This is a genomic window from Dactylosporangium sp. NPDC051485 (genome assembly GCF_040682015.1).
In the GTDB taxonomy this organism is placed as follows: Bacteria; Actinomycetota; Actinomycetes; order Mycobacteriales; family Micromonosporaceae; genus Dactylosporangium.
On the sequence record NZ_JBFAZW010000013.1, the window covers coordinates 116,565 to 141,570 of the forward strand.

Consider the following 25,006-nt stretch of genomic DNA (forward strand, 5'->3'; position numbering starts at 1 on the left):
GGTGTCCGACGGCCGGCTCACCCCGGCCGATGTCGCCACGGCCGGCTGCTCGTTCGTCGCGATGGGCGTGTCGTCGCTGGCGATCGTCCGCCTGGTCGATGCCATCGAGGTGGAGTACGACGTGGCGGTCGACTTCACCCAGCACGCACTGGACAGCCTGGACAACCTGACCGACTTCATCGCGGCCGAGCGGCTGCGCCGCCGAGCGGGTCGCTGAACCGGTCCAGGTCTGCCCGGTCTGCGCGGCTCATCGGGTGGCCACCGCCTGAGGCGGTCAGGAAGAGCACGGGCGGGATGGTTTGCGTTCCCACGAGGGCTCCACAGTGGACGTCCTCGTGCCGAGCGGTGCCGAGGTGGCGGCCCGGTGACCGGACCGCCGGCCGCGGGCGCGACCTCAGTCTCTGCGGGGCCTCGATCCTTCGAGGCCCCGCACCACCGCAAGGCGCTGCTACGTCGCGGAGAACCTGGACAACCTGACCGGCTTCATCGCGGCGCCGCCGGGACGGATTCGTCGAAGACGAAACCCTCGTAACCGTTGGCCACCTGTTCGGTGCAGCGCTGGATGTAACGGTCGAAGCCACCGATGTAGATCATGAAGATCCGCGGCTTGCCGGGGATGTTGGCGCCCACGTACCAGGAGTCCGCGTAGTTGTAGAGCGTCCGCTTCGCGGCCTCCTCGACCTCGATGTTCCACCGCTGTTCCCACTCGGGCGCGGTGTCGATCCGTTGCCGGCCCGACCGCTCCATGTCCTCGATGATCTTCGTGACGAAGTCGACCTGCCACTCGCCGCCGGTGATCATCTGGACCAGCACGCCCGGGCTGCCCGGGCCATGGATCATGAACAGGTTCGGGAACCCGGCGACGAGGAAGCCCAGGAAGGTCGCCGGGCCGTCCCGCCACTTCTCGCGCAGGTCCAGGCCGCCGAGGCCGGTCACGTTCATGCGGGTCAGCGAGCCGGTGACCGCGTCGAAGCCGGTCGCGAACACGATGATGTCCAGGTCGTACTCGTCCGCGGTGGTGCGCAGGCCGGTCGGCGTGATCTCGGCGAGCGGGTTGGCGCGGACGTCGACGAGGGTGACGTTGTCACGATTGAACGCCTCGAAATACCCCGTGTCCATGCAGATCCGCTTGGCGCCGATGGGATACGTCGTCGGGCAGAGCAACTCCGCGACCTTCGGATCCCGGACCGTTGCCCGGATCTTGCCACGGACGAACTCGGCCACGATCTCGTTGGCTTCGAGGTTCGTCGAGATGTCGCTGAAGGTCCGCATGAACAGCAGGCCGTTGCGCGCCGACCAGGCCTCCTCCAGGATCCGCTGGCGCTCCTCCGGCGAGTAGTCGAACACCGACCGATACTGGTCGTTCTCCGTGTACGACGCGGCGAAGTGGCCGAACATCTTCGCGCGGCGCTGCGGGTAGTCGGCCTTCCACGCCTGCTCATACGCGGGGTCGGTCGGCCGGTTGTACGCGGGCAGGCTGTACGCCGCCGTCCGCTGGAAGACGAAGAGGTGCTCCGCGGTCTGCGCGATCACCGGGGTGGCCTGGATGCCGGTCGAGCCGGTGCCGATCAGTCCGACCCGCTTGCCATCGAAGCGCACACCCTCCTTGGGCCACCGCGCGGTGTGGTACCACTGTCCGCCGAACGACTCGAGGCCCGGAAACGGCGGGAGGTTCATCGCGTCGAGGCTGCCCGTCGCGGCGACGATGTACTTCGCGGTGACGTGATGGCCGTTCTCCGTGGAGACGTGCCAGCGGTTCGCCCGCTCGTCGAAGGCCAGCCGGTTGACCCGCGCGTTCAGCTCGATGTCGGAGCGCAGACCGAAGCGGTCGGCAACATGGTTGGCGTACGCCTCGAGGTCTTGCTGCGGTGAGAAGTACTCCGGCCACCGCCACTCCTGCTGAAGGCCGTCGTCGAAGGAGTACGAGTACTGCATGCTCTCGATGTCGACCCGGGCGCCCGGATAGCGGTTCCAGTACCAGGTGCCGCCGACGCCGTCACCCGCCTCGAAGCACCGCACGCGCAGCCCCAGCTGACGGATCCGGTGGATCGCATAGAGGCCGCTGAACCCTGCCCCGACTACCACGACATCGTAGGCGTTCTCGTCGATCATGAGCTACCTCCAGAAGGATGACAGCGCCGACCGTGCGCACGGCGTCGCTCGTGCACTGGCGATGGAAAGCAGGCCTAAGGCCTGTTTCATAACTGAGGCGGGGCTGCGGCGGGCCCAGATTCCGCCTGGCGGCGGCCCGCGGAAGCCCGGTTACAACACCGGTAGCCTGGCTCCCGCGGGCCACCACCAGACGAAATCTGGACTCCGCCTCGCTCCCACCCCAGTTATGAAACAGGCCTAGGCCGAGGGCGGACCGGCCATCAGGCCACCGTCGATGGAGATCTCCGCGCCGGTGATCCAGCTCGACTCGTCGCCGGCCAGGAACACGTGCAGGTCCGCGATGTCGGACGGCGTGCCGTGGCGGCGCAGCGGCAGCGCGTGGTCCCTGTCGTCGTCGAAGCGCAGGCCTGCGGTCATCGGCGTGGCGACGCCGCCGGGATGGATCGAGTTGACGCGGATGCCCCACGGCCCGAGCTCGATCGCGGCGACCTTGGTGATGCCGCGGACACCCCATTTGGAGGCGCCATACGCGGCCATGTTGGCCAAGCCCACGAGCCCGGCGGTCGACGACGTGTTGATGATCGAGCCACCACCGCGCGACCGCATCGGCTCGGCGACCGCACGCATGCCGAGAAACACGCCGCGCAGGTTGACCGCGATGATCCGGTCGAACTCCTCGACCGGCTGCTCGACGATCGGTGCCGTGCGCCAGATGCCGGCGTTGTTGACGAGGATGTCGATGCCACCGCACGATTCCTGCGCCGTGCGGACGACACCGGCCCAGCTCTCCTCGTCGCTGACGTCGTGCGCCACCGCGACGGCACCGTCGCCGAGGTGGCCGGCGAGTTCCTTCGCCGCCGCGTGGTCGACGTCGGCCAGGACGACGCGGGCCCCCTGGGCGGCGAACCGCCGTGCCGCTTCCGCACCCATCCCCATGGCCGCGCCGGTGACGATCGCGACCTTGCCCGCAAGCCTCGAACCCATGGCGGCCTCGCATCGGTAGGCGTGAGCTGATGTGAGCGTCACGCTACCTATTCACACGACACCATGTCAATCAACGAGATTATGCGACAACTCCTGTAGCAGCCGTCCGGCGCCGCTTGGGCTGCTCGGCGATGCGGCCGATGACCGCCATCCAGGATGTGGCCATGACGTCGAGCACCCGGCGCTCGTCGAAGCGCTGGCCTCGCATGTGGAGCTCGAAGTAGTAGCGCAGCGGCGCGAGCAGGACGCTCGCGTAGACCTCGGCATCCTTGACACTCAGCGCCGGCTCGCCGCTGCGCAGCGCTTCGGCCAGTGCGCCGACTTCCCGGCTCTGCTGGGCGACCGTGAGCGCGTGGATCTGGGGCTCGATGCTGGCGGCCTCGTTGATCGGCCGCACGAACCCGACCACCGAGTCCCACTCACGCATCGCGGTGGCCAGCCAGCGCCGCACGCTGGCCGTGGTCGGCGCGTGCGCGATCGGGCCGAGGTCCTGGTAGACGCTGCGGTAGTGCTCCTCGCCCCGGACCATGAGCTCGCTGATCATGTCGCTCTTGGCCTTGAAGTGCAGATAGAAGGTGGCCCTGGTGGCGCCGGCGCGATCGGCGATCTCGTCCACCGTGGCCTTCGCGTAGCCCCGTTCGGCAAAGATCTCGATCGCCGCGTCGATCAGCCGGGACCGGGTGAACTCCCGCTGCGCGGCCCGCATTCTACCCCGTGGCCGCGCCTGTGTCTGCTGCGCCTCTGGCGCCATCGAGTCAACCATGCAGCCATTCTAGGCAGTGGAAATTTCGTAAAGATACGGCACCCACCGACCACGACAACCACGATATGGCCACTGATGCGACATGGTGTCCGGTTCCGGCCCGGACGATCCGACAGACAAACCAGTGGGTTGACGTTACGTCCAGTCTAACTACGCTTAGTCCATGGCCTATACTTACGATCCCGAACTGTCGCCGGTCGTTGCCATGCTCCCGGTGCTCGACATCAGCGATATCGCTGCCGCTCGAGCGCAAATGCTCCAGATGCGCGAACTGAGGCCCGCGTTCGCGCCGTCGCCATCATTGGAGATCTCGAAGCGGTTCATCCCGGGGCCGCCCGGTGACCCCGACGTCGAGGTCTGTGTCATCCGACCGAATGACGAACAGCACGGCCGGCCCGGCATGCTCTGGATTCACGGCGGCGGCTTCGTCCTCGGCGACGTCGACGGCGACCTGGAAACGGCCGCCGGCATCGCCGTGGGCGCCGGTGCTGTCGTGGTCTCCGTTGAGTACCGGCTCGCGCCGGAACACCCGTTCCCCGCGCCGGTCGAGGACTGCTACGCGGCCCTGCGGTGGACCGCCGAGCACGCCGACGAGCTCGGCATCGACCTGAACCGGCTGGCGGTGGGCGGGCTGAGCGCCGGCGGCGGGCTGGCCGCGGCGGTGGCGCTGCTGGCGCGCGACCGGGGTGGGCCCAGCCTGTGCTTCCAGCTGCTCGACATCCCCGAGGTCGACGACCGCCTCAGCACGCCGTCGATGAAGCAGTTCACCGACACTCCGCTGTGGAACCTCCCGAACGCGATCCTCAGCTGGGAGGCGTACCTCGGGCCGGACCGGGACGGCGACACGTCGCCCTACGCCGCGCCGGCCCGCGCCACGGACCTGCGCGGCCTGCCCCCGGCGTACGTCGTGACCTGCGAGTTCGACCCGCTGCGGGACGAAGGGATCGAGTACGGCCAGCGGCTGATGCAGGCGGGGGTGCCCACCGAGCTGCACCACTACCCCGGCACGTTCCACGGATCGTCCGGGGCCGCAGCGGGCACGGCGATCTCCGATCGGATGGTGACCGACCGCACCGACGCCATCCGCCGGGCGTTCGCCAGATAGACGCGAAGAAGCGGGGGCTCGGCGAGCCCCCGCTTCTTTTCGCTCAGGCCGGCGCGTACTTCAACAGCGTCACGCCGTGCTCCGGATGGTCCTCGAAGACGGGCCGGACGCGCATGCCGACCCGCAGGTCGGCCGGGTCGACGCCGACCAGCTCCGTGGTCAGCCGCGGTCCCTCGTCGAGCTCGACGACCGCCAGCAGTTGCGGCAACGCGTCCTGCCAGGGCGGCGCCGTCGCCCGGTCAGCGACCGTGAAGGTGTAGAGCGTGCCACCGCCCTCGACCTCACGCCACTCGAGGTCGTCGGCCAGCGTCCGCGGGGCCAGCACGCGCGGGTAGAACACGTACTGCTCCGCCGACGGCGAGTACTGGATCCGCAGCTTGTGCTCCATGAGCCCGTCCCAGAAGGGCCGGGTCGTCGGAGTCGGCTCCGGCATCGGCTTGTCCATCTTCCGGCTCCTCAGTCGCCCTGCAGGACGAGAGCCACCTGCTCGCTCATGATCCCGCCATTGCCCGATACGAACGCCCGATCGCACTGCGGCACCTGGGCCGCGCCGGCCCGTCCCATGATCTGCCGGGTGCCGTCGCAGACGTGGTGCATGCCGCCGGCCATCCCGGCCTGGCCGAACGACAGCTGACCGCCGGCCGTGTTCAGCGGGAAGTCGCCACGGTACGTGAGGTCGTGGGACGCCACGAACTCCATGCCCTTGCCCTTCTCGCAGAAGCCGGCGTCCTCGATGCTCATCAGCACCGTGATCGTGTAACAGTCGTAGATCGACGCCATGTCCATGTCGGACCGTCGCAACCCGGCCATCTCGAACGCGCGGTCGGCGGCCTTCGAGATCGGTGAGCGCAGAAGGTTCTCCGCGTATGTCGGCGTCTTGAACGAGACGTGCTCGCCGAACCCTTTGATCCACACTGGACGGTTCCGGCCGCGCCGGGCGACCGACTCGTTCGCGACGATGACACCGGCGCCGCCCATGCACGGCATGACGATCTCCAAGCGGTGCAGCGGGTCGGCGATCATCGGGCTCGCGAGGACGTCGTCGATCGTGATCGGTTGACCGTAGAAGACCGCGTCCGGGGTGGCGCACGCGTTCGTCCGCTGGTCCGCCGCGATCTTCGCGACCGCGCGAGCGTCGTATCCGTACTCGGCGGCGTACCGGCGGGCGATCTGCGCGTAGGGCGCGTTCTGCCCGAGGTTGCCGTACGGAATCTCGAACTCGGCCTGCGGCGACCCGTAGGTGTTGCTCGAGGCGCCGAAGTAGCCGAACTCCTTGGGCGGGCGGTGCTTCGACACCGGCATGTTGTACGCGCCCGGCACCATCACCAGCACCGCCTCGCAGAGGCCGAGCTCGACGGCGGCGGCCGCCCGCCAGACCATGCCGGCCGCGGTCGCGCCGCCGAGATCGACCGTCTCGCCGAAGTTGATGGCGATACCGAGGTACTCCGACAGCGTCGCCGGCGCGAACATGTCGGACTCGGCGATGCCGTGGGTGACCAGCCCGTCGATCGCCGACCCGTCCAGGCCGGCGTCGTCGAGCGCCGCCTTCGCCAGCCTGGCGTACTGCTCGATGGTGAACATCGGCGGCCGGGTCGGCTTGCGCTCCGGGCTCAGTTCGACGAAGCCGACAATGGCGGCCTCGCCCCGCAGTCCAGCCATGGACATCCCCTCCGTCAGGCCCGCTTGGGCAGCGCCACGGTGGCGGTGCCCGGCATCAGGATTTCGGTGTCGCCCTTCTCGCCGCGGATGGCGAGGTCGACCAGCGCCTGTCCGTCGACTTCGCGCTTGGCCGTCACCGTCCCGACGAACCGCAGCTCCTCGCCGGGAAACGCGCTCGCCCGGTTCTGGATCGAGTACCGCACCAGCCGGCCGTCCGCGCCGATCCAGTCGGTGATCGCGCGGGCGAGCAGCGCGGCCTGCAACGGGCCGTGCACCAGGATGTCGGGGTAGCCTTCGACACCCTTGGCCCAGCTCTGGTCGTAGTGGATTCGGTGACCGTTGTAGGTGGCCGCGCTGAAGAAGAACATCTGGGTCTGGTCCGCCGCGATGGTGAGGGTGGGAATCTCGTCACCCTCTTTGACGTCTTCGAAGTAGATCTGCGGGATCATGGCTGCCTTTCAAGCACGAAGAGGCTACGGGCGGGCGATCATCGAGGCGTTGTTCTCGGCGACGACCGTGCCGTCCTGGCGGGTGTAGACGGTCGTCGAGGTCACCAGGACGAACGCCCCTGAGCGGCCCTTCTTCTCATGGATGTCGGTCACGGTGCGGACCGCCCTGATGACGTCGCCGTCGTAGATCGGCTCGTAGAAGGTCATGTCGTCACCGCCGGCCATCCGGCGCGGGCAGCGGGGTAGCGGGATGTCGCCGGAGCCCGTGCCGCCCGGGATGCCGTCGGGACGCAGCTGATCGAGGTCGGCCACGCCGAGCGTGACGTACTGAACATAGAGCGGCGGCGCGATCACGTCCCGGTACCCGTGCGCCCGCGCGAAGTCGGCGTCGAAGTACAGAGGGTTGCGGTCCTTGACGGCGGCCGCCCACCGCTGGAACTCCTTCTTGACGACGATGCCCTCCGCCTCGTTGGTCACCTTGCCGATGAAGGCGCGGGCGTCGTCACCGACCAGGGGCTGCTCGTGCGACTGAGTCATGCTCGGTCTCGCTTTCATCGGTAGGACTTGAACTTGACCTGTCCATTGAGATCGATCGTCTCGACGGTGCTGAGCGTCTTGGTGTTGGCGTCCCACTTGCTGATCACCATGCCTTCGACCAGGTACGGGTCGTCGGGTCCGGTTTCGAGGGTCAGGCCCTCCATGAAGATGATGTCGTGGCGGTCCGGCTTGAAATTCCGGGCGACCGCCATGACATCCGCCCGCGTCACCGCCGTCGCCTTCTCGACGCACTGGACGAACAGGGCCGCCTCGTTCCAGCCGCCGACGCCGGCGGACACCGGCAGCTTCACGTTGTTCTTCTGGAACACCGGCTCCACCCACTGGCGGAACAGCGCCACCTTGGGGTCGCCGGCCAGCTTCGGGTCGTCCACGTCGATGCTTGTGCCGGTCAGCAGGCCGTGCCCGGCGCTCGGGTTGAGGCGGGAGAGCTGGGAGACGCTGATCGGTGCGGTGAGGATCTGTGGCTTCCACTCCGGGTGGGCCGAGATCGTGTTGATGGACTGGAGCATCTGCGCGCCGAGCGCGATGACGATGATGACGTCCGCCTTCGTCGCGGCGAGGGTGGTGATCTGGCCTGACAGGTCGGCGTCGGTGGTCTCGAACGTCACCTCCTTGACGATCTTGACCTGGCTGCCGGCGATGCCGTCCTTGAACGAGCCGATCTCCGCGCGACCGTAGTCGTCGTGCTGCGACATGAACGCGACGGTCGCCTGCGGCATGTGCTGCTTGAGGTAGTTGGCGTACGTCAGTCCTTCACCGTGGTAGACCGCCACCGGACCGTTGATCGCCCAGGGATAGCTGGGGTCACCGAGCTCGGGCGCGCCCGCGGTGGCAAACATGTTGGGCACGCAGCCCTGGTTGACGATCGGCCGGATGGCCTGGTTGGCCGACGACCCGACGATGCCCAGCAGCGCGAACACCTTGTCGTCGTCGACCAGCTTCTGCACGTTCGCCTTGGTCGTGGCGACCTGGTACTGGTCGTCCTTGTAGACGACCTCGATCTTGCGCTGCTTGCCGTCGGCGCCACGGACGCCGCCCTTGGCGTTGACCATGTCGAAGTAGCCTTGCATGCCCCAGAGAGCGACGCCGACGGTGGCGAACGGGCCACCGAGCGCGCCGCTGTAGCCGACCTTGATGCTCGTGTCCGTGACGCCGACCGTCGGCTCGTATCGGTTGCAGGTCTTGGTCAGGTATGCGGTCGCGTCCGAGCCCCCGGCGTCGCCGGTGTTTGCGTCGCGGGATACGGCGCCGTTGCCGCAGCCGCTCGCCATCAGCACCAGCAACGCGGCGCCGCACGCCAGCCGCGATCTTCTAGCCGTAGTCATCTTCTCGGTCCTTCCGTCGCGGGACAACGCAAAGGGGAAGTGGGTGTGGAAAGCCACGCCGACGGCGGTGCCGTCGAGCCTCACGGTGTGCGTCGGGTGCTGTGGTTACCGGTCAGACGGCGAAGACGGCTCCCCGGCCGGGTCCGGCGCGGCTGCCGCCGTGCGGACCCGGGTCGGCGCCGGCGGGCCGGTGATCCGCCGGGCGGCCTTGGCCAGCAGCCCGCCGATGCCCTGTGGCAGCAGCAGCAGGATCAGGATCAGGGCGGCGCCATAGATGAGCGGGGTCAGCAGCGGGCTGGCCCCGATCTCGCCGATGCCCTGCGGGGCGTACACGATGAACAGGGCGCCGAAGATCGGCCCGATCAGGGTGCCGGCGCCGCCGATGGCCATGCCCACCAGCAGGTAGATGGCCAGCAGCACGGAGAAGTCGAGCGGGCTGACGAACTGGTTGGCGACGACGAACATCCAGCCGACGAGCCCGCACAGCGCGGCGCTCGCGCCGAAGACGAGGACCTTCGTCACGGCGACGTTGATGCCCACCGTGTGCGCCGCGATCTGGTGGTCGCGGACCGCGATGAGCGAGCGTCCGATGCGGCTGTCGATCACGTTGCGCACGACCACCCAGACGAGCACGAGGCCCGCCAGCAGCACCCAGTAGCCGAAGGCGACGTCAGTGATGCCCCACGACTCGGGCGCGGCGAGCGGGTTGACGTTCATGCCCGGGGTGCCACCGGTCTGCGCGGTGAACTTGACCGGCACCGTCGGGAAGATGATGGCGATCGACAGGGTGGTCAGCGCCAGCCGGATGCCGGTGATCCGCAGGGCCGGCAGGCCGGTCAGCACACCGAGGACGAAGGAGAGCAGCACCGCCACCGGCAGCGCGGCCCAGTGCGACCAGCCCGCCTTCATCACCAGCAGGGCGGTGGCGTAGGCGGCGAGGCCGATGTAGGCGCTCTGCCCGATCGAGATCTGCCCGGCCAGGCCGGACAGCAGGTTCAGGCTCATGATCGCGATCGCGATGTAGATGACCTGCTGGAGATTGACCAGGCCGGATATCGAGACGCCGAATGGCAGGTAGGCGGCCACGATGAGCAGGGCGAGCCAGCCCGCCGGGATGGCCGCGCGGCGCAACAAGGGCCGTGCGCCTGAGGCCGCGTGCGAGGCGACTTCGAACTCTGATGCGGCGATGGCGTTCATACCCGTTCCACCTGTCGCTTTCCGAACAGTCCCTCGGGCTTGACGAGCAGGACGATGAGGATCGCCGCGAAGGCGACCGCGAGCTGGAGCTGCGTGCCGATGAAGGACACGTAGCCGCCGGCCAGCGCCTGGATCACGCCGATCAGTACGCCGCCGACCAGGGCGCCGACGTAGCTCTCCATGCCGCCGAGTACCGCGGCGGCCATCCCGTAGAGCAGCAGCGTCTGCATCATGTTGGTGCTCAGGAACAGGTCCGGCGCGACCATCGCGCCGACCAGGGCGCCGAGCGCGGCCGAGAGTCCCCAGCCGAGCACCAGCATCCGTGACGGGTTGACACCAAGCAGCTGCGCGGACGTCGGGTTCATCGCCGCGCCGGTCATGGCCAGCCCGATCCGCGTCTTGGCGAACAGCACCCGCAGGGCGATGGCGACGAGGATGAGGACGATGATGGAGCCGACCTTGTGGTACGACACGATGACGCCGCCGATGTTCCATCTGCCGACCGGGAACGGTGAGGCCAGACGCTGCACGTCGAGGGTGAACAGGTAGCCGGCCAGCGCGTTGATGCCGAGGAACAGGCCCATCGTGACCATCGACTGGCGTAGGTGGTCGGCCTTCTCGAACGGCCGGATCACGAACCGCTCCAACCCCGCGCCGAACGCGAAGCCGAAGAGCATCCCGCCGATGATCCCGACCACGATGGGCAGGCCGAGCCCGCCGCCGGCCAGCTGCCAGACGATGAAGGTGCACAACATGGCGATCTCGCCGGTGGCGAAGTTGAGCAGGCCGGTCGCGCGGTAGACCAGCACGAGCGCGAGTGCGATCGACCCGTACAGGACGCCGCTCTGCAACCCGTCGACGAGGCGTTGGATGAAGAGGACCATCGTCAGCTCCCCAGGTAGGCGCGGCGGATGCCGTCGTTGTCGAGCAGCTCGTCGGCCCTGCCCGACAGGACGACGCTGCCGGACTCGAGCACGTAGCCACGACTCGCGATCTTCAGCGACAGGTTCGCGTTCTGTTCGACGATCAGCATCGAGGTGCCGAACTGCTTGTTGATGTGCTCGATCTGGCCGAACAGGGCCGCCGTGACCATCGGGGCGAGGCCCATCGACGGCTCGTCCAGCAGCAGCATCTTGGGGCGGGCCATCAGCGCCCGGGCGACGGCGAGCATCTGCTGCTCGCCACCGCTGAGGCTGCCGGCCGCCTGCTTGCGGCGCTCCGCCAGGATCGGGAACAGCTCGAACCAGACGTCGAACGCGTGCCGGTCCTTGACGACGTGCCCGCCCAGGCGCAGGTTGTCCTCCACCGAGAGGAACGGGAACGTGCCGCGACCCTCGGGAATGTGGCCCAGCCCCAGCTTGGCGCGCACATCGGGCCGGCTGCGGCTGATGTCATTGCCGGCGAGCATCACCTTGCCCTTGCCGCCGATCATGCCGCTGAGGGCGCGCAGCGTCGTCGTCTTGCCGGCGCCGTTGGCGCCCAGCACGACCACGATCTCGCCCTCCTCGACGCGCAGGTCGAGCCCGTCGAGCACCGGGTTCGGGCCGTAGCCGGCCGACAGGCCGATGGCCTCCAACATGATCGTCATGCCGCCACCCCCAGGTAGGCCTCGATGACCGCGGGGTTGTGTGAGACCTCGTCGGGTGTACCGGTGGCGAGCAACGTGCCGAGGTTGAGCACGACGACGGTGTCGGAGATCGACATCACCAGACCCATGTGGTGCTCGACCAGCACGATCGTCACATCGAACGCCTCGCGCACCTGCACGATGCATTGGCCGAACTCGGCGACCAGCCCGTGGCTGAGCCCGGCCGCCGGCTCGTCGAGCAACAGCAGCCGCGGCCGCGACATCAGCGCCCGGGCCAGCTCGACCCGCTTGAGGATGCCGAATGGCAGGCTCGCGGTTACCGAGTGTTCGAAACGCCCGAGCTCGAGCCGTTCGAGGATGTCGAAGGCCTCCTCGCGCAGCCGGCGTTCCTTGCGCCGCTGGCCCAGCGCATGCGTGGCGCAGCTGACCAGGCCGGTGGTGTGCCGGTTGTAGCCGCCGAGCAGCACGTTCTCCAGCACCGTCTGGCGCGGGAACAGCGCCAGGTTCTGGAAGGTGCGACCGACGCCGAGCCGGGCGATGGCGTGCGGCCGCTTGTTCAGCACGTCGACGCCGTCGACCAGGATCCGGCCGGCCTGCGGCCGGTAGAGCCCGCCGATGCAGTTGAACAGGCTGCTCTTGCCGGCGCCGTTCGGCCCGACGACGGCGCACAGCCGGCCGCGCTCGACCTGGAAGCTGAGCCCGGCGAGGGCCCGCACGCCGCCGAAGCGCAGTTCGAGGTTCTGGACGTCCAGCATCGGGGCGCTCATGCCAGCTGCTCCTGGGTCACGAGCCCGCGCTCGACGAGGTCCTGGTACCGCTCGTCGCTGTAGCCGAGCAGTCCCTTGTAGACGTATTCGTTGTCCTCGCCGAACGCCGGCAGCGCACGCTCGAACGCGAGATCGAACCCGTCCGCCCGCCATGGGTGTCCGGGATACTTGTACGTGCCGACGGCGGGGTGCGAGCGCTCCTTGAACCAGTCGCGCGCCGCCAGGTGCGGATCGTTCAGCAGGCGCGTCTCGCTCATCACCTCGGTCGCCGGCACCCGTGCCGCCTGCAGCCGCGCCACGATGTCGTCCACCGGCCGGTCCGCGCACCACGCGGCGATCCCGTCGCGCAGCTTCCGCGAGTTCGCCTGCCGCTGCGCACGCGTGCCGCCCAGGCTCAGCCAGTCGGCGTCGCCGACGACCTCGCCGATCGCGGTCCAGTCGCGGTCGTCGCGAATGGAGATCACCACCCAGCGGTCGTCCTCGGCGGTCCGGTACGCGTCCTGGAGCAGGCTCGGATCGGTGTTGCCCAGCACCGCGGGATTGCGATCGCGCATCTGGTAGTCGAGGAAGTACTCCCCGATGTCCTGCATGACGTTCTCCGCCTGCGCGAACTCGATCAGCCCGCCGCGGCCGGTGCGGTCGCGGTCCCAGAGCGCGGCCAGCACGGCGAACGCGAGCCCGGCCGGCGCCGCTTCGTCCATGTGGTAGTTCTCGCCGGCGCTGTCGGGGTCCTCGCCCTCGTACCCGTCCATGGCCGCGATGCCGACCAGCGAGTTGAAGTTCGGGCCGTAACCGAGGTAGTTGCTCATCGGCCCGGCCATGCCCATCGGTGGCATCCGCGCGACGATCAGCCGCGGGTTGAGCTCGAGCAGCGACTCGTGACCGATGCCCAGCTTCTCCAGGACGCGGTTGGTGTTGTTCTCCACGAGCACGTCGCTGATCGCGATCAGTTTCAGGGCGGCCTCGTGACCCTCCGGCGTCTCCAGGTTCATGCAGGCGGCCAGCTTGTTGCGGGCGTGCCAGTTGAAGATCGCACTGCGGTCGTACGGCCGCGGCTCGGGGTCGCCGTCCGGGTAGGTGTTGCGGTGCCAGCCGGCGTGCTCCACCATGGCCCGCGTCGTCTTGGCCGAGGCCTGGCGGCTGAGCCGGTTGTTGCCCTCGATGCGGATGACCTCGGCGCCCAGATCGCCGAGCAGCGCGGTCGCGCCGGGCCCGGACCACACGACCGTCAGGTCGACGACCCGGATTCCCTCGAGCGGATACCTCATGTCAGCACCGTTCTCGTTCATGGCAGGGTCCCCCTCGACACGTCCTGGTGCAGGCTGGTGGCGCCGATCGCACCGAGCTCCGCGGCGACCTCGGCGGTGTGCGCGCCGAGCGCGGGTGCGGTGTGCCGGAGCTGGAAGCCGTCGCGCATCCGCCACGGCGCGCCGAGATAGTCCAGATCGCCGGCGACCGGGTGGCTGGCGGTCACGAAGGCGCCGCGCTGCCGGAAGTGCGGGTGCACGAACAGCTCGTCCATCTGGAGGAACGCCGTGCACGGGATGCGCGCGGCCTCCGCGACCTCCATGATCTCGATCTTCGGCCGCGCGGCGAACCAGGCGTGGAGGTACGCCATGAAGTCGTCCCAGTCGTCCCCGAGGCGGGGGCGGTCCAGGAATCGCTGCTGGAACGCCTCGTCGCCGGCACCGATGAGGCGGACCAGACGGTTCCAGAACTCCTGGTTGGTGATGTAGATCATCACGAATCCATCGGCCGCCCGGAACGGCCCGGTGAAGGTCGCCGAGCCGCGGTGTGCGCTGCGCACGCCGCGCGGGGCGTCGATGCCCGAGTACGCCGTCGACAACAGGTACGACGCGCGCCGGTCGGCGCTGGACAGGAGCACCTCCTGCCCCGACACGTCGATCGTGGCACCCTTGCCCGTGCGCCGCGCGTGGTAGAGACCGGCCAGCGCCGCCTCGCCGGCGGTACGACCGATCGTGTACTGCTCCAGCAGGCCGGGCTTGCGCTGCGGCGCGCGATGCGCGTCGCCAGTGGCGTTCATCGGACCGCCGGCGGCCTGCAGCACGATGCCGGTCGCCTCGCGGTCGCGGTACGGACCGGACTGCCCGAACGCCGAGATCCGGGTGATCACGAGCTTGGGGTTGAGCCGGTGCAGGATGTCCGGGCCGAGGCCGAGCTTCTCGAGGTGGCCGGGGCGGAATGACTCGACGACCGCGTCGGACCGGGCGATCAGCCTGAGGACGAGGTCCCGCCCGGCAGCGCTGCGCAGGTCGGCGGCGACCGACCGCTTGTTGGTGTTGAGGTGCAGGAACAGCGGGTTGGCCTCGGGTTCGGGCCGGTCGTCGGGCGTCGGCACCCAGCGGCGGGTGTGGCTGCCGTCGCCCGGCTTCTCGATCTTGATGACGTCGCCGCCGAAGTCGGCGAACAGCTTCGTCGCGTACTCGCCCGCGACCCACCGGGACAGGTCGAGGACGCGCAGGCCGGTGAACACCTGCCGCCGGTCATCGGGTCCGCTCATCTCGCCAGTCCCAGCTCTCGCTGCAACCAACCGGCGGCGATGTCGGCGGTACCGCCCTTGATCTCGGTGACCTTGGCGCGCTCGGACCACAGGTGCAGGTCCGTCTCGCGGACGTAGCCCATGCCGCCGTGCAACTGGTGCGCGTTGAGGGTGGTCCACTTGTACGCCTCGCTGGCGTGCATCTTCGCGATGGCCACCGCCCGCCGGGCGAGGTCGCCCTGCCCGAGCCACCACACCGCCTGGGCGGCCGCCAGGCGTGCTCCCTCAATGGCGATGCGCATGTTGGCGACGTGGTGCTGTGCGGCCTGGAAGCTGGCGATCGGCCGGTTGAACTGCTCGCGCACCTTGACGTATTCGACGGTGCGTTCCAGCACCGCCGTCGCGCCGCCGACCATCTCCATGCACTGGAGGGCGACGAACGCGTTGGACGCCCAGACCAGGTCGTCGCCGCGGAGCCCGTCGCCGTCCGGTCCGGCGAGTACCTCGGCGTCCGTGGCGAGGTAGTCACGCAGTTCCAGCCGCGTCTGCTTATCGCCGGCGAAGGTGTGCAGCGGGGTCGCCTCGACGCCCTGCCGGGCGGGGTCGACCAGGACGCCGATGACGCGGCTCGGTTCCGGGAAGGCCGCCGTCCGCGCCGTGACGAGGATCGTGCCGCCGGTGTTGCCGTTGCCGACGAACATCAGCGTCCCGCTCAGCGACCATCCGCCCCCGGTGCGCTCAGCCGTCAGCCTCGGCCGCAGGTCGCCGGCGTCCGAGGGGTTGCTGATCGCCGCTGTACCCCGAAGCTCGCCACCGACCACGCGGGGCAGCAGCCCGGCGCGCTGTTCCTCGCTCGCCAGCCGCTGCACGGCCACCGCGAACAACAGCGTGTCGTAGACAGCGGTGGGGCACAGCGCCCGGCCCGCCTCCGCGAAGACCAGGCCGAGCTCGAACAGCCCGGCGTCCTCGCCGCCGTACCGGCCGTCCACGGCGATCCCGAAGACGCCCGACTTGGCGAGCGTGCTCCACAGCTCGGCCGGGATGCCGTCGGAGTCGGGTTCCTTCATGCGCCGCACGAGTGCGGGCCGGCACGCGTCGGCGAACAGGTGCCGGAGCATCGTCGAGAGTTCCTGCTGTTCCTCGGTGAGTGTCAGTCGCATGCGTCATGCCTTTCGAACGGTCCGAGGGGTGTTGGCCGGGTCAGCGCCCGTGGGAGGGCCTTCGGGCGTGAGTGCCATGGCGGCTACCGCCCATAACCGGGCATGCCGTGACCGCGCTGCGCGATGACGTCGCGCAAGACCTCGTTGGCGCCGCCGCCGAAGCGCAGCAGGGGTGCGCTGCGGTAGAGCTTCTCGAAGCCACCGCCCGGGACGGCGTGCGGGTCGCCACGGTCGAGCACGCCGGACATGCCGAGCATCGTCGTGCCGAGATCCGCGATCCGCTGCCGCAGCTCGCTCGAGAAGATCTTCTCCGCCGTGACCGCGACGGTGGGGATCTGACCGGTCTCGAGCAGCGACGCGGCCTCGAGTCCCATCAGGACGGCGACGTCGACGTCGGCCTCGAGCTGGGCGATCCGGCGGCGGACGTCGGGCTGGTCCATCGGGCGGGTACCGTCCGGCAGGACCAGCCGCGCGGCCTCGATGACCTCGTCGACCGCGCGGCGCAGGTCGCCGGCGTTGGTGAGCGCGCCGCGTTCGAGGTCCAGCGCGCCGGTGATGTACTGCCAGCCGCGGTTGGGCTCGCCGATCAGGTTGGTCCGGGGAACCCGCACGTCGGTGAAGAACGTTTCGTTGGTGCGGAAGTCGTCCCAGGTGATGATCGGCCGCACCTCGATGCCGGGGGTGTCGATCGGCACCATGATGACCGAGATGCCGCGGTGCCTGGGGGCGTCCGGGTCGGTGCGCACGCACAGCCACTCGTGGGTGGCCATGTGGGCCATGCTGTTCCAGATCTTCTGGCCGTTGATCACCCACTCGTCGCCGTCGAGCTCGGCGCGGGTCTTGAGGCTCGCGAGGTCGGTGCCGGCGTTGGGCTCCGAGTAGCCGACGGCACAGGTGATCTCGCCGCGCGCGATGGGCGGCAGCCACTCCTCCTTGTTGTGCTCCGTGCCGTACCGCATGATCATCGGCGCGACGGAGGTGACTGTCAGGTCCGGCCCGGGCGCGCCCCAGTACTCGAACTCGTTGACGAGAATGTGCTGGTAGATGGGTCCCAGGCCGAGGCCGCCGTACTCCTTGGGCCAGTTGAGTCCGAACCAGCCCTTCTCGCCGACCTTGCGGCGGAAGTCGCGCAGCAGCTCGTTGTCGGACTCGTAGCCGCGTTCCTTGCGCAGCCGGAGCAGCTCCGGCGTGAAGTTCTCGGCGAGGAAGGACCGCACCTGCTCTCGCCATGCCCGTTGCTGGTCGTCCAGTTCGAATTCCATCGCGTCTCCTGTGCGGCTCAAACGGAGTTGAAGAGCAGACTCAGGCCGAGGGCGGGCACGACCTGGGTCTTGGACCAGCCCATGCCGACGGGGGTGAGGGCGAGGTCGGGGGGTGCGGTCGCGTCGAAGCCGATGGACCGCACGCCCAGCGGAAGTGGTGGTTCGCTGCCGCGCTCGGGTCCCAGGAGCAGGAGATCCGCTCCCGACGGCCAGCGCAGCCGGACCATGTCGTCGGTGACGACCACGCGCTCACCGTGCAGCACCTCGCAGAACAGCCGCGCGGCCCACTCGGTGTCGCTGACGCGGACGATGATGTGGGAGATCGTGGACGGCTCATCGCCGGACTCCGCCCACGGGCAGTCGACGAGGAGATCCGGGGGCAGGGCCTTGGTCGGGTCACCGTCGCCCTGCGCGACCTGGATGAGCACGCCGAGGCCGGTGTCGCGGGGGTGCAGGAAGCCTTCCTGCCACCCCGGGTTCTCGAGTGACACCAGCACCGGCGCGACACCGAACCTCTCGGCATCCCGCAGGACGGCCCGAATGTCGGTGGTCTTGAAGGTGATGTGATGTGGACGGTTGGTCCCCGCGGCGAGGAACTTGGTGACGAACGAGCTGCCCTGCTCCGGCGGGGCGAGCAGCTCGATGCGGGTGTCGTTGCCGTATCCGACCTGACACGGGTTGAACGCGGGGGTACGGATGCCGTACCTCCACCGGCCTCGCAGCACGCCCACGAGCACGTCCGTCGCATCCGACCAGGAGGCGACCGCGACGGCCAGGTGGTCGAGGACCACCGTCCCGGACGCGGACCTCGCGGCTACTGGATTGGTTTGAGCACTTCGTTGGTGAGATCGGGCCATCCTGCTCAAAGCTCCTCCAGTGTCTCGAAGGGCGAGCATGTATCTACTGAGACGACAGCCTGTCAGGCTTCAATTGGTTGATGACCATAGAACTCACTAGACAGTGTGTCAATAAGCGCAGGACGTTTGCGATCAGAGTGAGGCCCGCGCCGCACGGGGCTCCCCGACGGGCCACCGGGGGTACATGATGTGGACTCGACCACTGTCGACCAAGGAGGGCTTCGATGTCCGAGGCAACCGAAGCGCCGGCCGGACGACCCGGCGACGACGAGTCGCTGCTCGTCTCGCCGCAGCTCTTCGCGAGCGAGATGACCCGGTTGGGCCGGGTGCTGCGCGCCGCCCGGGGCGACCGGTTCAGCCTCGAATCGCTGGCCGAACGGTCCGGTGTCAGCGCGGGGCTGTTGAGCCAGATCGAGCGCGGGATCGGCAACCCGTCGTTCCAGACCTTGCTGCGGGTCGCCAAGGCGCTCGGGGTCTCCCTCGCCGAACTGCTCGACTCCACGATGTCCGCGCAGGCCCGCGACGAGTACGTGGTCCGCCGCCACGAGCGGCGCACCATGGCGTGGCCGCTGGAGCAGATCTCGTTCGAGCTGCTCACCCCGCGCGGGCAGCGGGAGCTCAACGTCCTGCGATCGGTGCTGCCGCCGCGCTCGAAGGCATACGGCTTCTACGACCCCAAGTACTACAAGGGCACCGCCTGCCTGTACGTCCAGCGCGAGACAGTCTCCGTCGAGATGACCGACGGCAGCCGGGTCTTGCGCGCCGGCGACACGCTGACCAGCCGCAGCGAGCTGATCGTCAGCGTTGGCAACCCGGGCACGGTGCCGGCCGAGCTGATCACGATCACCTCGCCCGGGGGGCTGTAGTCGGTCGAGACGACAAGACCACTCGATTGACATAGCGACAACCCCATGTTTCGATTAATTGAAGGCGGTACCCGTCGACTCGCCAGCTGTGAGGTGCGTCCGTGACCGAGGTAGCTTCCTTCGATCCGCGCGGCAGAGAAGACGTCGCGTCCCTGCTGCGCTCTGTCGGTTATCTTGCCGACACCACGACGGCCGCGACGGTCCTGCTCGCCGAACGCCTCGGCAAGCCGGTGCTCGTCGAGGGCCCGGCCGGCACCGGAAAGACCGAGCTCGCCAAGAGCTTCGCCCGGATGACCGGCCGGCGCCTCATCCGCCTCCAATGCTACGAGGGGCTTGACGAGGCCAAGGCGCTGTACGAGTGGAACTACCGCAAGCAGCTGCTCGGCATCCAGGGCGCGTCCGGCGACCCGGTGGAAGCCAAGCTGGAGAACGTCTTCGGCGAGTCGTACCTGATCGAGCGGCCGCTGCTCGAGGCGATCCGTGCGCCCGACCCGGTCGTGCTGCTCATCGACGAGGTCGACCGGCTCGACGTCGACACCGAGGCGCTGCTGCTGGAGGTGCTCGCGGAGTTCCAGGTCTCGATCCCCGAGCTGGGCACGGTACGCGGCGCGCAGACGCCGACCGTGTTCCTGACGTCCAACAACAGCCGGGACCTGTCCGACGCGCTCAAGCGCCGATGCTTGTTCCTCTTCCTCGGCTATCCCTCACCCGAGCGGGAAGCCGAGATCATCCGGGCTCGGGTACCCGACCTGGTGCCTCACCTGGTCGACCAGGTCGCCTCGATCCTGCACACGCTGCGACAGCTGGACCTGCGCAAGGCGCCGTCGGTCTCCGAGACCCTCGACTGGTCCCGGACGCTGTGCGTGCTCGGCATCGCGGAGCTCGACGCCGACGCGGTGGACGGCACGCTCCAGGTGCTCCTCAAGTACCAGAGCGACATCGACCTGGCCCGCAAGGAGCTGTTCGGCCGCGGCTGAGCGGTCAGTCGGACGCGAGGAAGCGCAGCACCGCATCCATCGCCTTCAGCGAGGAGGGCGTCGCGAAATGATCGGTTCGGGGCAGCTCGACGAGCGAGGCGCGGGGAAGTTCCGCGGCCAGCCGGGTGGCCGGTCCGGCGAAGTCGTCGTCGCCGATCGCCAGCAGCGTAGGCACGGCAACGCGGTGCAGGTCGCCGGTCGTGAGTGGACGCTGTGGCCGGCGGATCACCGCGGTCAGCGCGCGGGCGTCCGCGTGGTGCGAGGCCACCAGGCGGCGGAAGACACCGGAGGCCGGATCCAGCGCGGTCGTCGTGCCGTCCAGCGCACCCATCACGTCGGGCAGCGGGCGGTCGGCATGCGGCCGGCCCAGGCCGACGACGCCGAGCACCGCGATCCGGCGGAACCGGGACGGGTCGTCGGCGGCCAGGCGCAGCAGGATCAGGCCGCCCAGCGAGAAGCCGACCGCGTCGACCGGGGCGAGCGCGGCGGCGGGCGCGAAGGCGTGCTCCTCGAGGCCGGCGTAGCTCGCCGGGTCGGCGTCGCCGTTGCCCTCGGCGTGCCCGAGCAGATCGTGCCCGACGACGCGGCGGCCCAGATCGGAGAGCACATCCACCCAGCCGTTGCGGCGCCAGTCGTTGTCGAAGGAGGACCCGAAGCCGTGCACCAGCAGGACAGCGGGCAGCGAGCATCCACTAGGTTGACGGGGTGTCGCGTTGATTGACACGATATCCAGATTCGCAGACGAACTGCGCCGTGTCGAGATCCCGGTCTCGCTGGCCGAGCTGACCGACGCCGTCGAGGCCGTCCGGTCGATCGACTTCGCCGAACGCGACGACCTCCGCGTCGCCCTGCGCGCGACGATGGTCAAGCGCAGCGAGCACCTGGACGCGTTCGACGTCGTCTTCGACCTCTACTTCGGTGACATCCGGGCGGCGCCGGCCGCCGGAAAGACCGTCGTCTTCCACACCCTGACCGACGACGAGCTCGCCGCGTCGCTGCGCGATGCCCTGGCCGCGGACAACCGCCCGGTGCTGCGCCGGATCGCGGACGCGGCCGTGGACCGGTATGCCGAGATGGAACCGGGCCGGCCGGTCGCGGGGCGCGCGTATCTGTTCCGCGTTCTGCGCAGCCTCGACCTGGAAGGCCTCGTCGCCGACATCGGCGTCACCCAACCCGCCCGGTCGCCCCTGGATCGCCGGCTCCGGCGCGACCGGCTCGACGCGACCGTGGCCTACGTCGAGTCGACGGTGGAACTCGAGATCCGCCGCCGGCTGGTCGCCGACCGGGGCGCCGGTGCCGTCGCCAAGCTGGTCCGGCCGCCGCTGCAGGACGCGATCGGCTTCATGAACGCGTCCAGCGCGGAGATCGTCGCGATGCGCCGGGCGATCACACCGCTGGTACGCACCCTGGGCACCCGCCTGGCCCGCCGGCAACGCCTGCGGCAGCGAGGCCCGCTCGACTTCCGCCGCACCATCCGGGCGTCCCTGTCGACCGGCGGCACGCCGGAGCAGCTGCGGTTCAAGCCGCCCGCCAAGCCCAAGCCGGAACTCGTCGTGATCGCCGACGTCTCCGGCTCGGTGGCGACGTTCGCGCGCTTCACGCTCCAGTTGCTCTATGCGATGCGACTCCAGTTCCGCAAGATCCGGACCTTCGCCTTCATCGACGACCTGGTGGAGGTCACGGACGTACTCGTGGAGAGCGTCACCGCCGAACAGGCGTTCGCCACGATCACGGCCGACCCGAGGCTGATCTGGCTGGACGGGCGCTCCGACTACGGCCACGCGCTGGAGACGTTCACCAACCGCTACGCGTCGGCCGTCCGGTCGAGCACGTCCGTGCTGATCCTGGGCGACGGGCGCAACAACTACCGGTCGCCGCAGGAGGAGCGGTTGCGCCTCGTCGCCCGCCGGGCCGCGCACGTCTTCTGGCTCAACCCGGAACGCCAGGCCAACTGGAACACCGGGGACTCGGCGATCCACCACTACGCGCCGCACTGCGACCGCGTCGTCGAGTGCGCCAACCTGGCCCAGCTCAGGAACTTCGCCGACACCCTGCTCTGATCACCGCCGCAGGTGGTCGGTCGCGACGGCTTTCGCCGGCTCGGCCCATGCCGGCGGCGCCGGGCCCACCCTCGCGCTGAGCGGCACCGAGGCCGGGGTGACCGGGGCGGGCAGGCGTCCGGCCCGCTACCGGATCCCGGGCCGGATCAGCCCGCCCTCGTACGCGGCGATCGTGGCCTGAACCCGGTCGCGCACCCCGAGCTTGCCGAGGATGACCGCAACGTGGTCCTTGACCGTCGAGTGGCTGATCCCGAGCGCCGCCGCGATCTCGGCGTTCGAGAGCCCGCGGGCCACCTGGTGCAGCACCTGCCCCTCGCGGGTGGTGAGCCCGCGCAGGCGCTCGGCGTCGTCCGGGCCGGGGCCGGTCGCGAAGCGGTCGATGAGCCGGCGCGTGACGCCGGGGTCGAGCATGGCCTCGCCCGCGGCGACGACCCGCACCGCCTCCACGACCTTGTCCGCCTCCACGTCTTTGAGCAGGAACCCGGCGGCACCGGCGCGCAGCGCCGCGAACACGTACTCATCGAGCCCGAACGTCGTCAGCATGACGATCCTGGTCGCCGGCTGCCGCCGGCCGATCAGCTCGGCGGCCGCGAGGCCGTCGGTGCCCGGCATCCGCACGTCGAGGATGGCCACGTCGGGGCTGGTGGAGGCGGCGACCGCGACAGCGGCTGCGCCGTCGGCGGCCTGCCCGACGACGGTGATGTCGGGCTCGGCGTCGAGGATCGCGGCGATGCCGGCCCGCACCACCGCCTGGTCGTCGGCGACGATCACGCGGATCATCGCAGCGCCTCGGGCAACCAGACGCGGATCGTGGTCCGGTCGGTATCGAGCGTCACGGAGCCCCCGGCGGCGTCCACCAGGTGCCGCAGCGGCCGCACGAGGTCGCGGCCCGCGGGCGGGCGGCGGCGGACCTCCAGGCCGAGGCCGTTGCCGGTGTACGTCACGACGACCGCCGCACCGTCCGTGATGAGCGCCTCGCCGGCGCGGTGCGCGACCACCTCCAGCGGCGCCGGCAGCGGGCGAGGCGCGCCGATGTAGCGCAGCGAGGACCGGCGCCGCGCCGCCAGATCGGCGAGCGCGGCCACGGCCGGTGGCGGATCGGGCGAGTCCTCCGGCAGCCCGTGCAGCAGCTCCCGGAGCGCATGCAGGCCGGCGCGGGCCTCTCCGGCGACCTCGTCCAGCCGGCCGGCCTCGGCCGCGGCGACCGCCGATACGGCGTGCTCGCGGGCGCTGCGGCGCAGTCCGTCCGCGATGCGGAACCGCTCGTCGCGCGCGGCGCCCTCCGCCCGGCGCAGCAGCGCCTCCCGTTCGCGCGCCGCGGCCGTGGCCCGCCGCGACCGCCGCACCGCCACCAGCCTCCCCACCACCCAGATGGCGATCAACGCAGGCGCGAGCATGACCGCCAGCACGGCGGCGGCCGCGATGCGGTTGCCGCTGATGCCCGCGCCGGCGGCCAGCGCCGCGCCGCCGACGGCGGCCACCGCCAGCGGCGCACCGAGCCCGTAGCGGTTGGCGGGCCGGTATACGGCCACGGCGTACACCAGCGCGAGCTCGACCCACCAGCACCACAGGAACGTTTCGGCCGGGTCCAGCCGGGTCCACCCCGCCTCGGTACACCCCAGCCAGGCGAGCAGGATCGCGAGCGCCGCGCCCAGCGCGGGGCCGGGCGCGAGCCGGCGCCACGCCAGCGGCAGCGCGTGCAGGGTCAGCAGCGCGACCAGCAGCATCGCCGGCACCGGCGCGGCCAGCGGATCCGGGTCGTCCGCGCTCGGCAGCAGCACCGCACCCATCGACAGGCCGAGCGCGAGGACGACCAGCGCCCGGTCCCGGATCGCCCCGCCGGCCGCGGTCAAGGCGGGGGTGCCCGGTGCCGGGCCGGACCGGGTCGGCAGCCTCGCCCGGACCCGCCAGCCCGATCCGGCCGGTCCGGCCTCCAGCCTCCCGCCGGCCGCCTCGACGCGGGCGCGCAGCCCGGCGAGGCCCCGCCCGGCGCCGAGGTCACCGGCGGCTGCGGCGCCGCCGTCGTCGAGCACGTCGACGCTCACCCAGCCGTCGCCGGTCGCGATCCGGACCGTCGTCGCGGCTCCCGCCGCGTACCGCATGATGTTGGTCAGCGCCTCGCGCACGATCCGGTGCACCAGGCCCGTGACGGCCGGCGGCAGGGCCGCCGCGGTGCCCTCGTACCGCACGGACGGGTGCCGGGCCACCAGCGCGTCGATCGCCGCGACGCCGGCCTCGTGGTCAGGCCCCGCCAGCGCGACGAGACGGTCCAGGTCCTCGACCGACTGCCGCCCGGCGTCCACCGCGTGCTCGACCGCCTCCCTGCGCAGCGCCGGGTCTGCCAGGCGCAGCGCCGCGCCAGCGGAGACGACGATCGCGGTCAGGCGGTGCGCGGCCACGTCGTGCAGTTCGGCCGCGAGACGCCGGCGTTCCTCCGCGACCGCGAACGGCACGAGTCCGTCCGACGCCGCCCGGAAGGCCGCCACGGCGTCCCGGTCGACGCGGATCCGCCGCCCCAGCCGCCCGAGCGCCCACACCGCGCCGCCGACGGCGCCGAGCAGCAGCGCCACACCGGCCGCGGCCCGTAGCGAGGCACCGTGGAAGGCCGCCGCCACGGCCAGCCCGAGCACCGCGGCCGCGACGCTGGCCGCCGAGACCGCCGCGGTGCGGTGCACCACGAGCCCGTACGACGTCAGGACGACCGCGACCGGTCCGGCGATCGCGACCGTGGCGAGACCCTCGCTCAGCGCCGTGGCGAGCGCGGCGCACAGCAGCGCGACCTCGGGCGCGCGGCGCCGGTAGAGCAGCGCGCCGAAC

The 25,006-nt window shown here is 70.2% G+C and carries 24 protein-coding genes; 4 read left to right on the top strand and 20 right to left on the bottom strand.

All coding sequences use genetic code 11. The annotated features are described in order from the left end of the window. Positions 1-483 precede the first annotated feature (483 nt). The 3 genes from AB0M46_RS10110 to AB0M46_RS10120 form a co-directional block, all read right to left on the bottom strand. Positions 484-2,112 carry an NAD(P)/FAD-dependent oxidoreductase gene (locus tag AB0M46_RS10110; RefSeq protein ID WP_363334430.1) on the bottom strand — a complete coding sequence of 543 codons (1,629 nt, stop codon included), beginning with the start codon at positions 2,110-2,112 and terminating at the stop codon, positions 484-486. A 237-nt stretch (positions 2,113-2,349) separates the two neighbouring features. Then, positions 2,350-3,096: a glucose 1-dehydrogenase gene (locus AB0M46_RS10115; protein WP_363334432.1), complete on the bottom strand. Its 747-nt coding sequence runs from the start codon at positions 3,094-3,096 to the stop codon at positions 2,350-2,352. Between the two features lie 79 nt (positions 3,097-3,175). Further along, complete coding sequence (locus tag AB0M46_RS10120) at positions 3,176-3,859, bottom strand: helix-turn-helix domain-containing protein (protein ID WP_363334434.1); 684 nt, start codon at positions 3,857-3,859, stop codon at positions 3,176-3,178. A gap of 163 nt (positions 3,860-4,022) precedes the next feature. Here AB0M46_RS10120 and AB0M46_RS10125 point away from each other — a divergent pair, with 163 nt between their 5' ends. Beyond that, on the top strand, positions 4,023-4,964 hold the full coding sequence (locus tag AB0M46_RS10125) for an alpha/beta hydrolase (protein ID WP_363334436.1): 942 nt from the start codon (positions 4,023-4,025) through the stop codon (positions 4,962-4,964). 43 nt (positions 4,965-5,007) lie between these two features. On the opposite strand, the gene AB0M46_RS10130 is transcribed toward AB0M46_RS10125, so the two are convergent. From AB0M46_RS10130 to AB0M46_RS10195, 14 genes are all read right to left on the bottom strand, one after another. Then, the gene (locus tag AB0M46_RS10130) at positions 5,008-5,409 is read right to left on the bottom strand and encodes an OB-fold domain-containing protein (protein ID WP_363334438.1); all 402 of its coding nucleotides are present in this window, start codon (positions 5,407-5,409) and stop codon (positions 5,008-5,010) included. A gap of 11 nt (positions 5,410-5,420) precedes the next feature. Continuing rightward, positions 5,421-6,623, bottom strand: a complete 1,203-nt coding sequence (locus AB0M46_RS10135) for a thiolase family protein (RefSeq protein WP_363334440.1) — start codon at positions 6,621-6,623, stop codon at positions 5,421-5,423. 14 nt (positions 6,624-6,637) lie between these two features. Continuing rightward, a complete protein-coding gene (locus tag AB0M46_RS10140) occupies positions 6,638-7,072 on the bottom strand; it encodes a MaoC family dehydratase (protein ID WP_363334442.1) in 435 nt (144 codons plus the stop codon). A 24-nt stretch (positions 7,073-7,096) separates the two neighbouring features. After that, positions 7,097-7,609, bottom strand: a complete 513-nt coding sequence (locus AB0M46_RS10145; RefSeq protein ID WP_363334444.1) for a MaoC family dehydratase N-terminal domain-containing protein — start codon at positions 7,607-7,609, stop codon at positions 7,097-7,099. A 14-nt stretch (positions 7,610-7,623) separates the two neighbouring features. Continuing rightward, positions 7,624-8,955 (bottom strand): ABC transporter substrate-binding protein, encoded by a 1,332-nt coding sequence (locus AB0M46_RS10150; protein WP_363334446.1) that lies wholly within the window; start codon positions 8,953-8,955, stop codon positions 7,624-7,626. Positions 8,956-9,060: 105 nt separating this feature from the next. Then, complete coding sequence (locus AB0M46_RS10155) at positions 9,061-10,152, bottom strand: branched-chain amino acid ABC transporter permease (RefSeq protein WP_363334448.1); 1,092 nt, start codon at positions 10,150-10,152, stop codon at positions 9,061-9,063. Next, positions 10,149-11,036, bottom strand: a complete 888-nt coding sequence (locus AB0M46_RS10160; RefSeq protein ID WP_350547725.1) for a branched-chain amino acid ABC transporter permease — start codon at positions 11,034-11,036, stop codon at positions 10,149-10,151. The genes AB0M46_RS10155 and AB0M46_RS10160 overlap by 4 nt, the downstream gene beginning before the upstream one ends. A gap of 2 nt (positions 11,037-11,038) precedes the next feature. Further along, positions 11,039-11,731 carry an ABC transporter ATP-binding protein gene (locus AB0M46_RS10165; RefSeq protein ID WP_363334478.1) on the bottom strand — a complete coding sequence of 231 codons (693 nt, stop codon included), beginning with the start codon at positions 11,729-11,731 and terminating at the stop codon, positions 11,039-11,041. A 5-nt stretch (positions 11,732-11,736) separates the two neighbouring features. Continuing rightward, positions 11,737-12,507 carry an ABC transporter ATP-binding protein gene (locus tag AB0M46_RS10170; RefSeq protein ID WP_363334450.1) on the bottom strand — a complete coding sequence of 257 codons (771 nt, stop codon included), beginning with the start codon at positions 12,505-12,507 and terminating at the stop codon, positions 11,737-11,739. Further along, on the bottom strand, positions 12,504-13,775 hold the full coding sequence (locus AB0M46_RS10175) for a CoA transferase (RefSeq protein WP_363334452.1): 1,272 nt from the start codon (positions 13,773-13,775) through the stop codon (positions 12,504-12,506). The genes AB0M46_RS10170 and AB0M46_RS10175 overlap by 4 nt, the downstream gene beginning before the upstream one ends. 17 nt (positions 13,776-13,792) lie before the next feature. After that, complete coding sequence (locus AB0M46_RS10180) at positions 13,793-15,028, bottom strand: CoA transferase (protein ID WP_363334454.1); 1,236 nt, start codon at positions 15,026-15,028, stop codon at positions 13,793-13,795. Next, entirely contained in the window at positions 15,025-16,167 is a 1,143-nt protein-coding gene (locus AB0M46_RS10185) for an acyl-CoA dehydrogenase family protein (RefSeq protein ID WP_363334456.1), read from the bottom strand. Before AB0M46_RS10185 ends, AB0M46_RS10180 begins: the two co-directional genes overlap by 4 nt. Before the next feature lie 83 nt (positions 16,168-16,250). Further along, positions 16,251-17,429: an acyl-CoA dehydrogenase family protein gene (locus AB0M46_RS10190; RefSeq protein WP_363334458.1), complete on the bottom strand. Its 1,179-nt coding sequence runs from the start codon at positions 17,427-17,429 to the stop codon at positions 16,251-16,253. Positions 17,430-17,446: 17 nt separating this feature from the next. Then, positions 17,447-18,220, bottom strand: coding sequence for a VOC family protein (locus tag AB0M46_RS10195; protein WP_363334460.1), 774 nt, complete (start codon positions 18,218-18,220; stop codon positions 17,447-17,449). 290 nt (positions 18,221-18,510) lie between these two features. Here AB0M46_RS10195 and AB0M46_RS10200 point away from each other — a divergent pair, with 290 nt between their 5' ends. Continuing rightward, entirely contained in the window at positions 18,511-19,152 is a 642-nt protein-coding gene (locus AB0M46_RS10200) for an XRE family transcriptional regulator (RefSeq protein ID WP_363334462.1), read from the top strand. A 101-nt stretch (positions 19,153-19,253) separates the two neighbouring features. Next, complete coding sequence (locus tag AB0M46_RS10205; RefSeq protein WP_363334463.1) at positions 19,254-20,129, top strand: MoxR family ATPase; 876 nt, start codon at positions 19,254-19,256, stop codon at positions 20,127-20,129. Positions 20,130-20,133: 4 nt separating this feature from the next. Here AB0M46_RS10205 and AB0M46_RS10210 read toward each other — a convergent pair whose 3' ends face one another. Then, positions 20,134-20,853: an alpha/beta fold hydrolase gene (locus AB0M46_RS10210; RefSeq protein ID WP_363334465.1), complete on the bottom strand. Its 720-nt coding sequence runs from the start codon at positions 20,851-20,853 to the stop codon at positions 20,134-20,136. On the opposite strand from AB0M46_RS10210, the gene AB0M46_RS10215 reads away from it, so the two are divergent. After that, on the top strand, positions 20,843-22,189 hold the full coding sequence (locus AB0M46_RS10215; protein ID WP_363334466.1) for a VWA domain-containing protein: 1,347 nt from the start codon (positions 20,843-20,845) through the stop codon (positions 22,187-22,189). The two genes, AB0M46_RS10210 and AB0M46_RS10215, sit on opposite strands and share 11 nt — an antisense overlap. 126 nt (positions 22,190-22,315) lie before the next feature. Here AB0M46_RS10215 and AB0M46_RS10220 read toward each other — a convergent pair whose 3' ends face one another. Continuing rightward, entirely contained in the window at positions 22,316-22,969 is a 654-nt protein-coding gene (locus AB0M46_RS10220; RefSeq protein WP_363334468.1) for a response regulator transcription factor, read from the bottom strand. Next, positions 22,966-25,006: ATP-binding protein (locus AB0M46_RS10225; RefSeq protein ID WP_363334470.1), on the bottom strand; the 2,041-nt coding region annotated here is incomplete at its 5' end. The genes AB0M46_RS10225 and AB0M46_RS10220, both read right to left, overlap by 4 nt.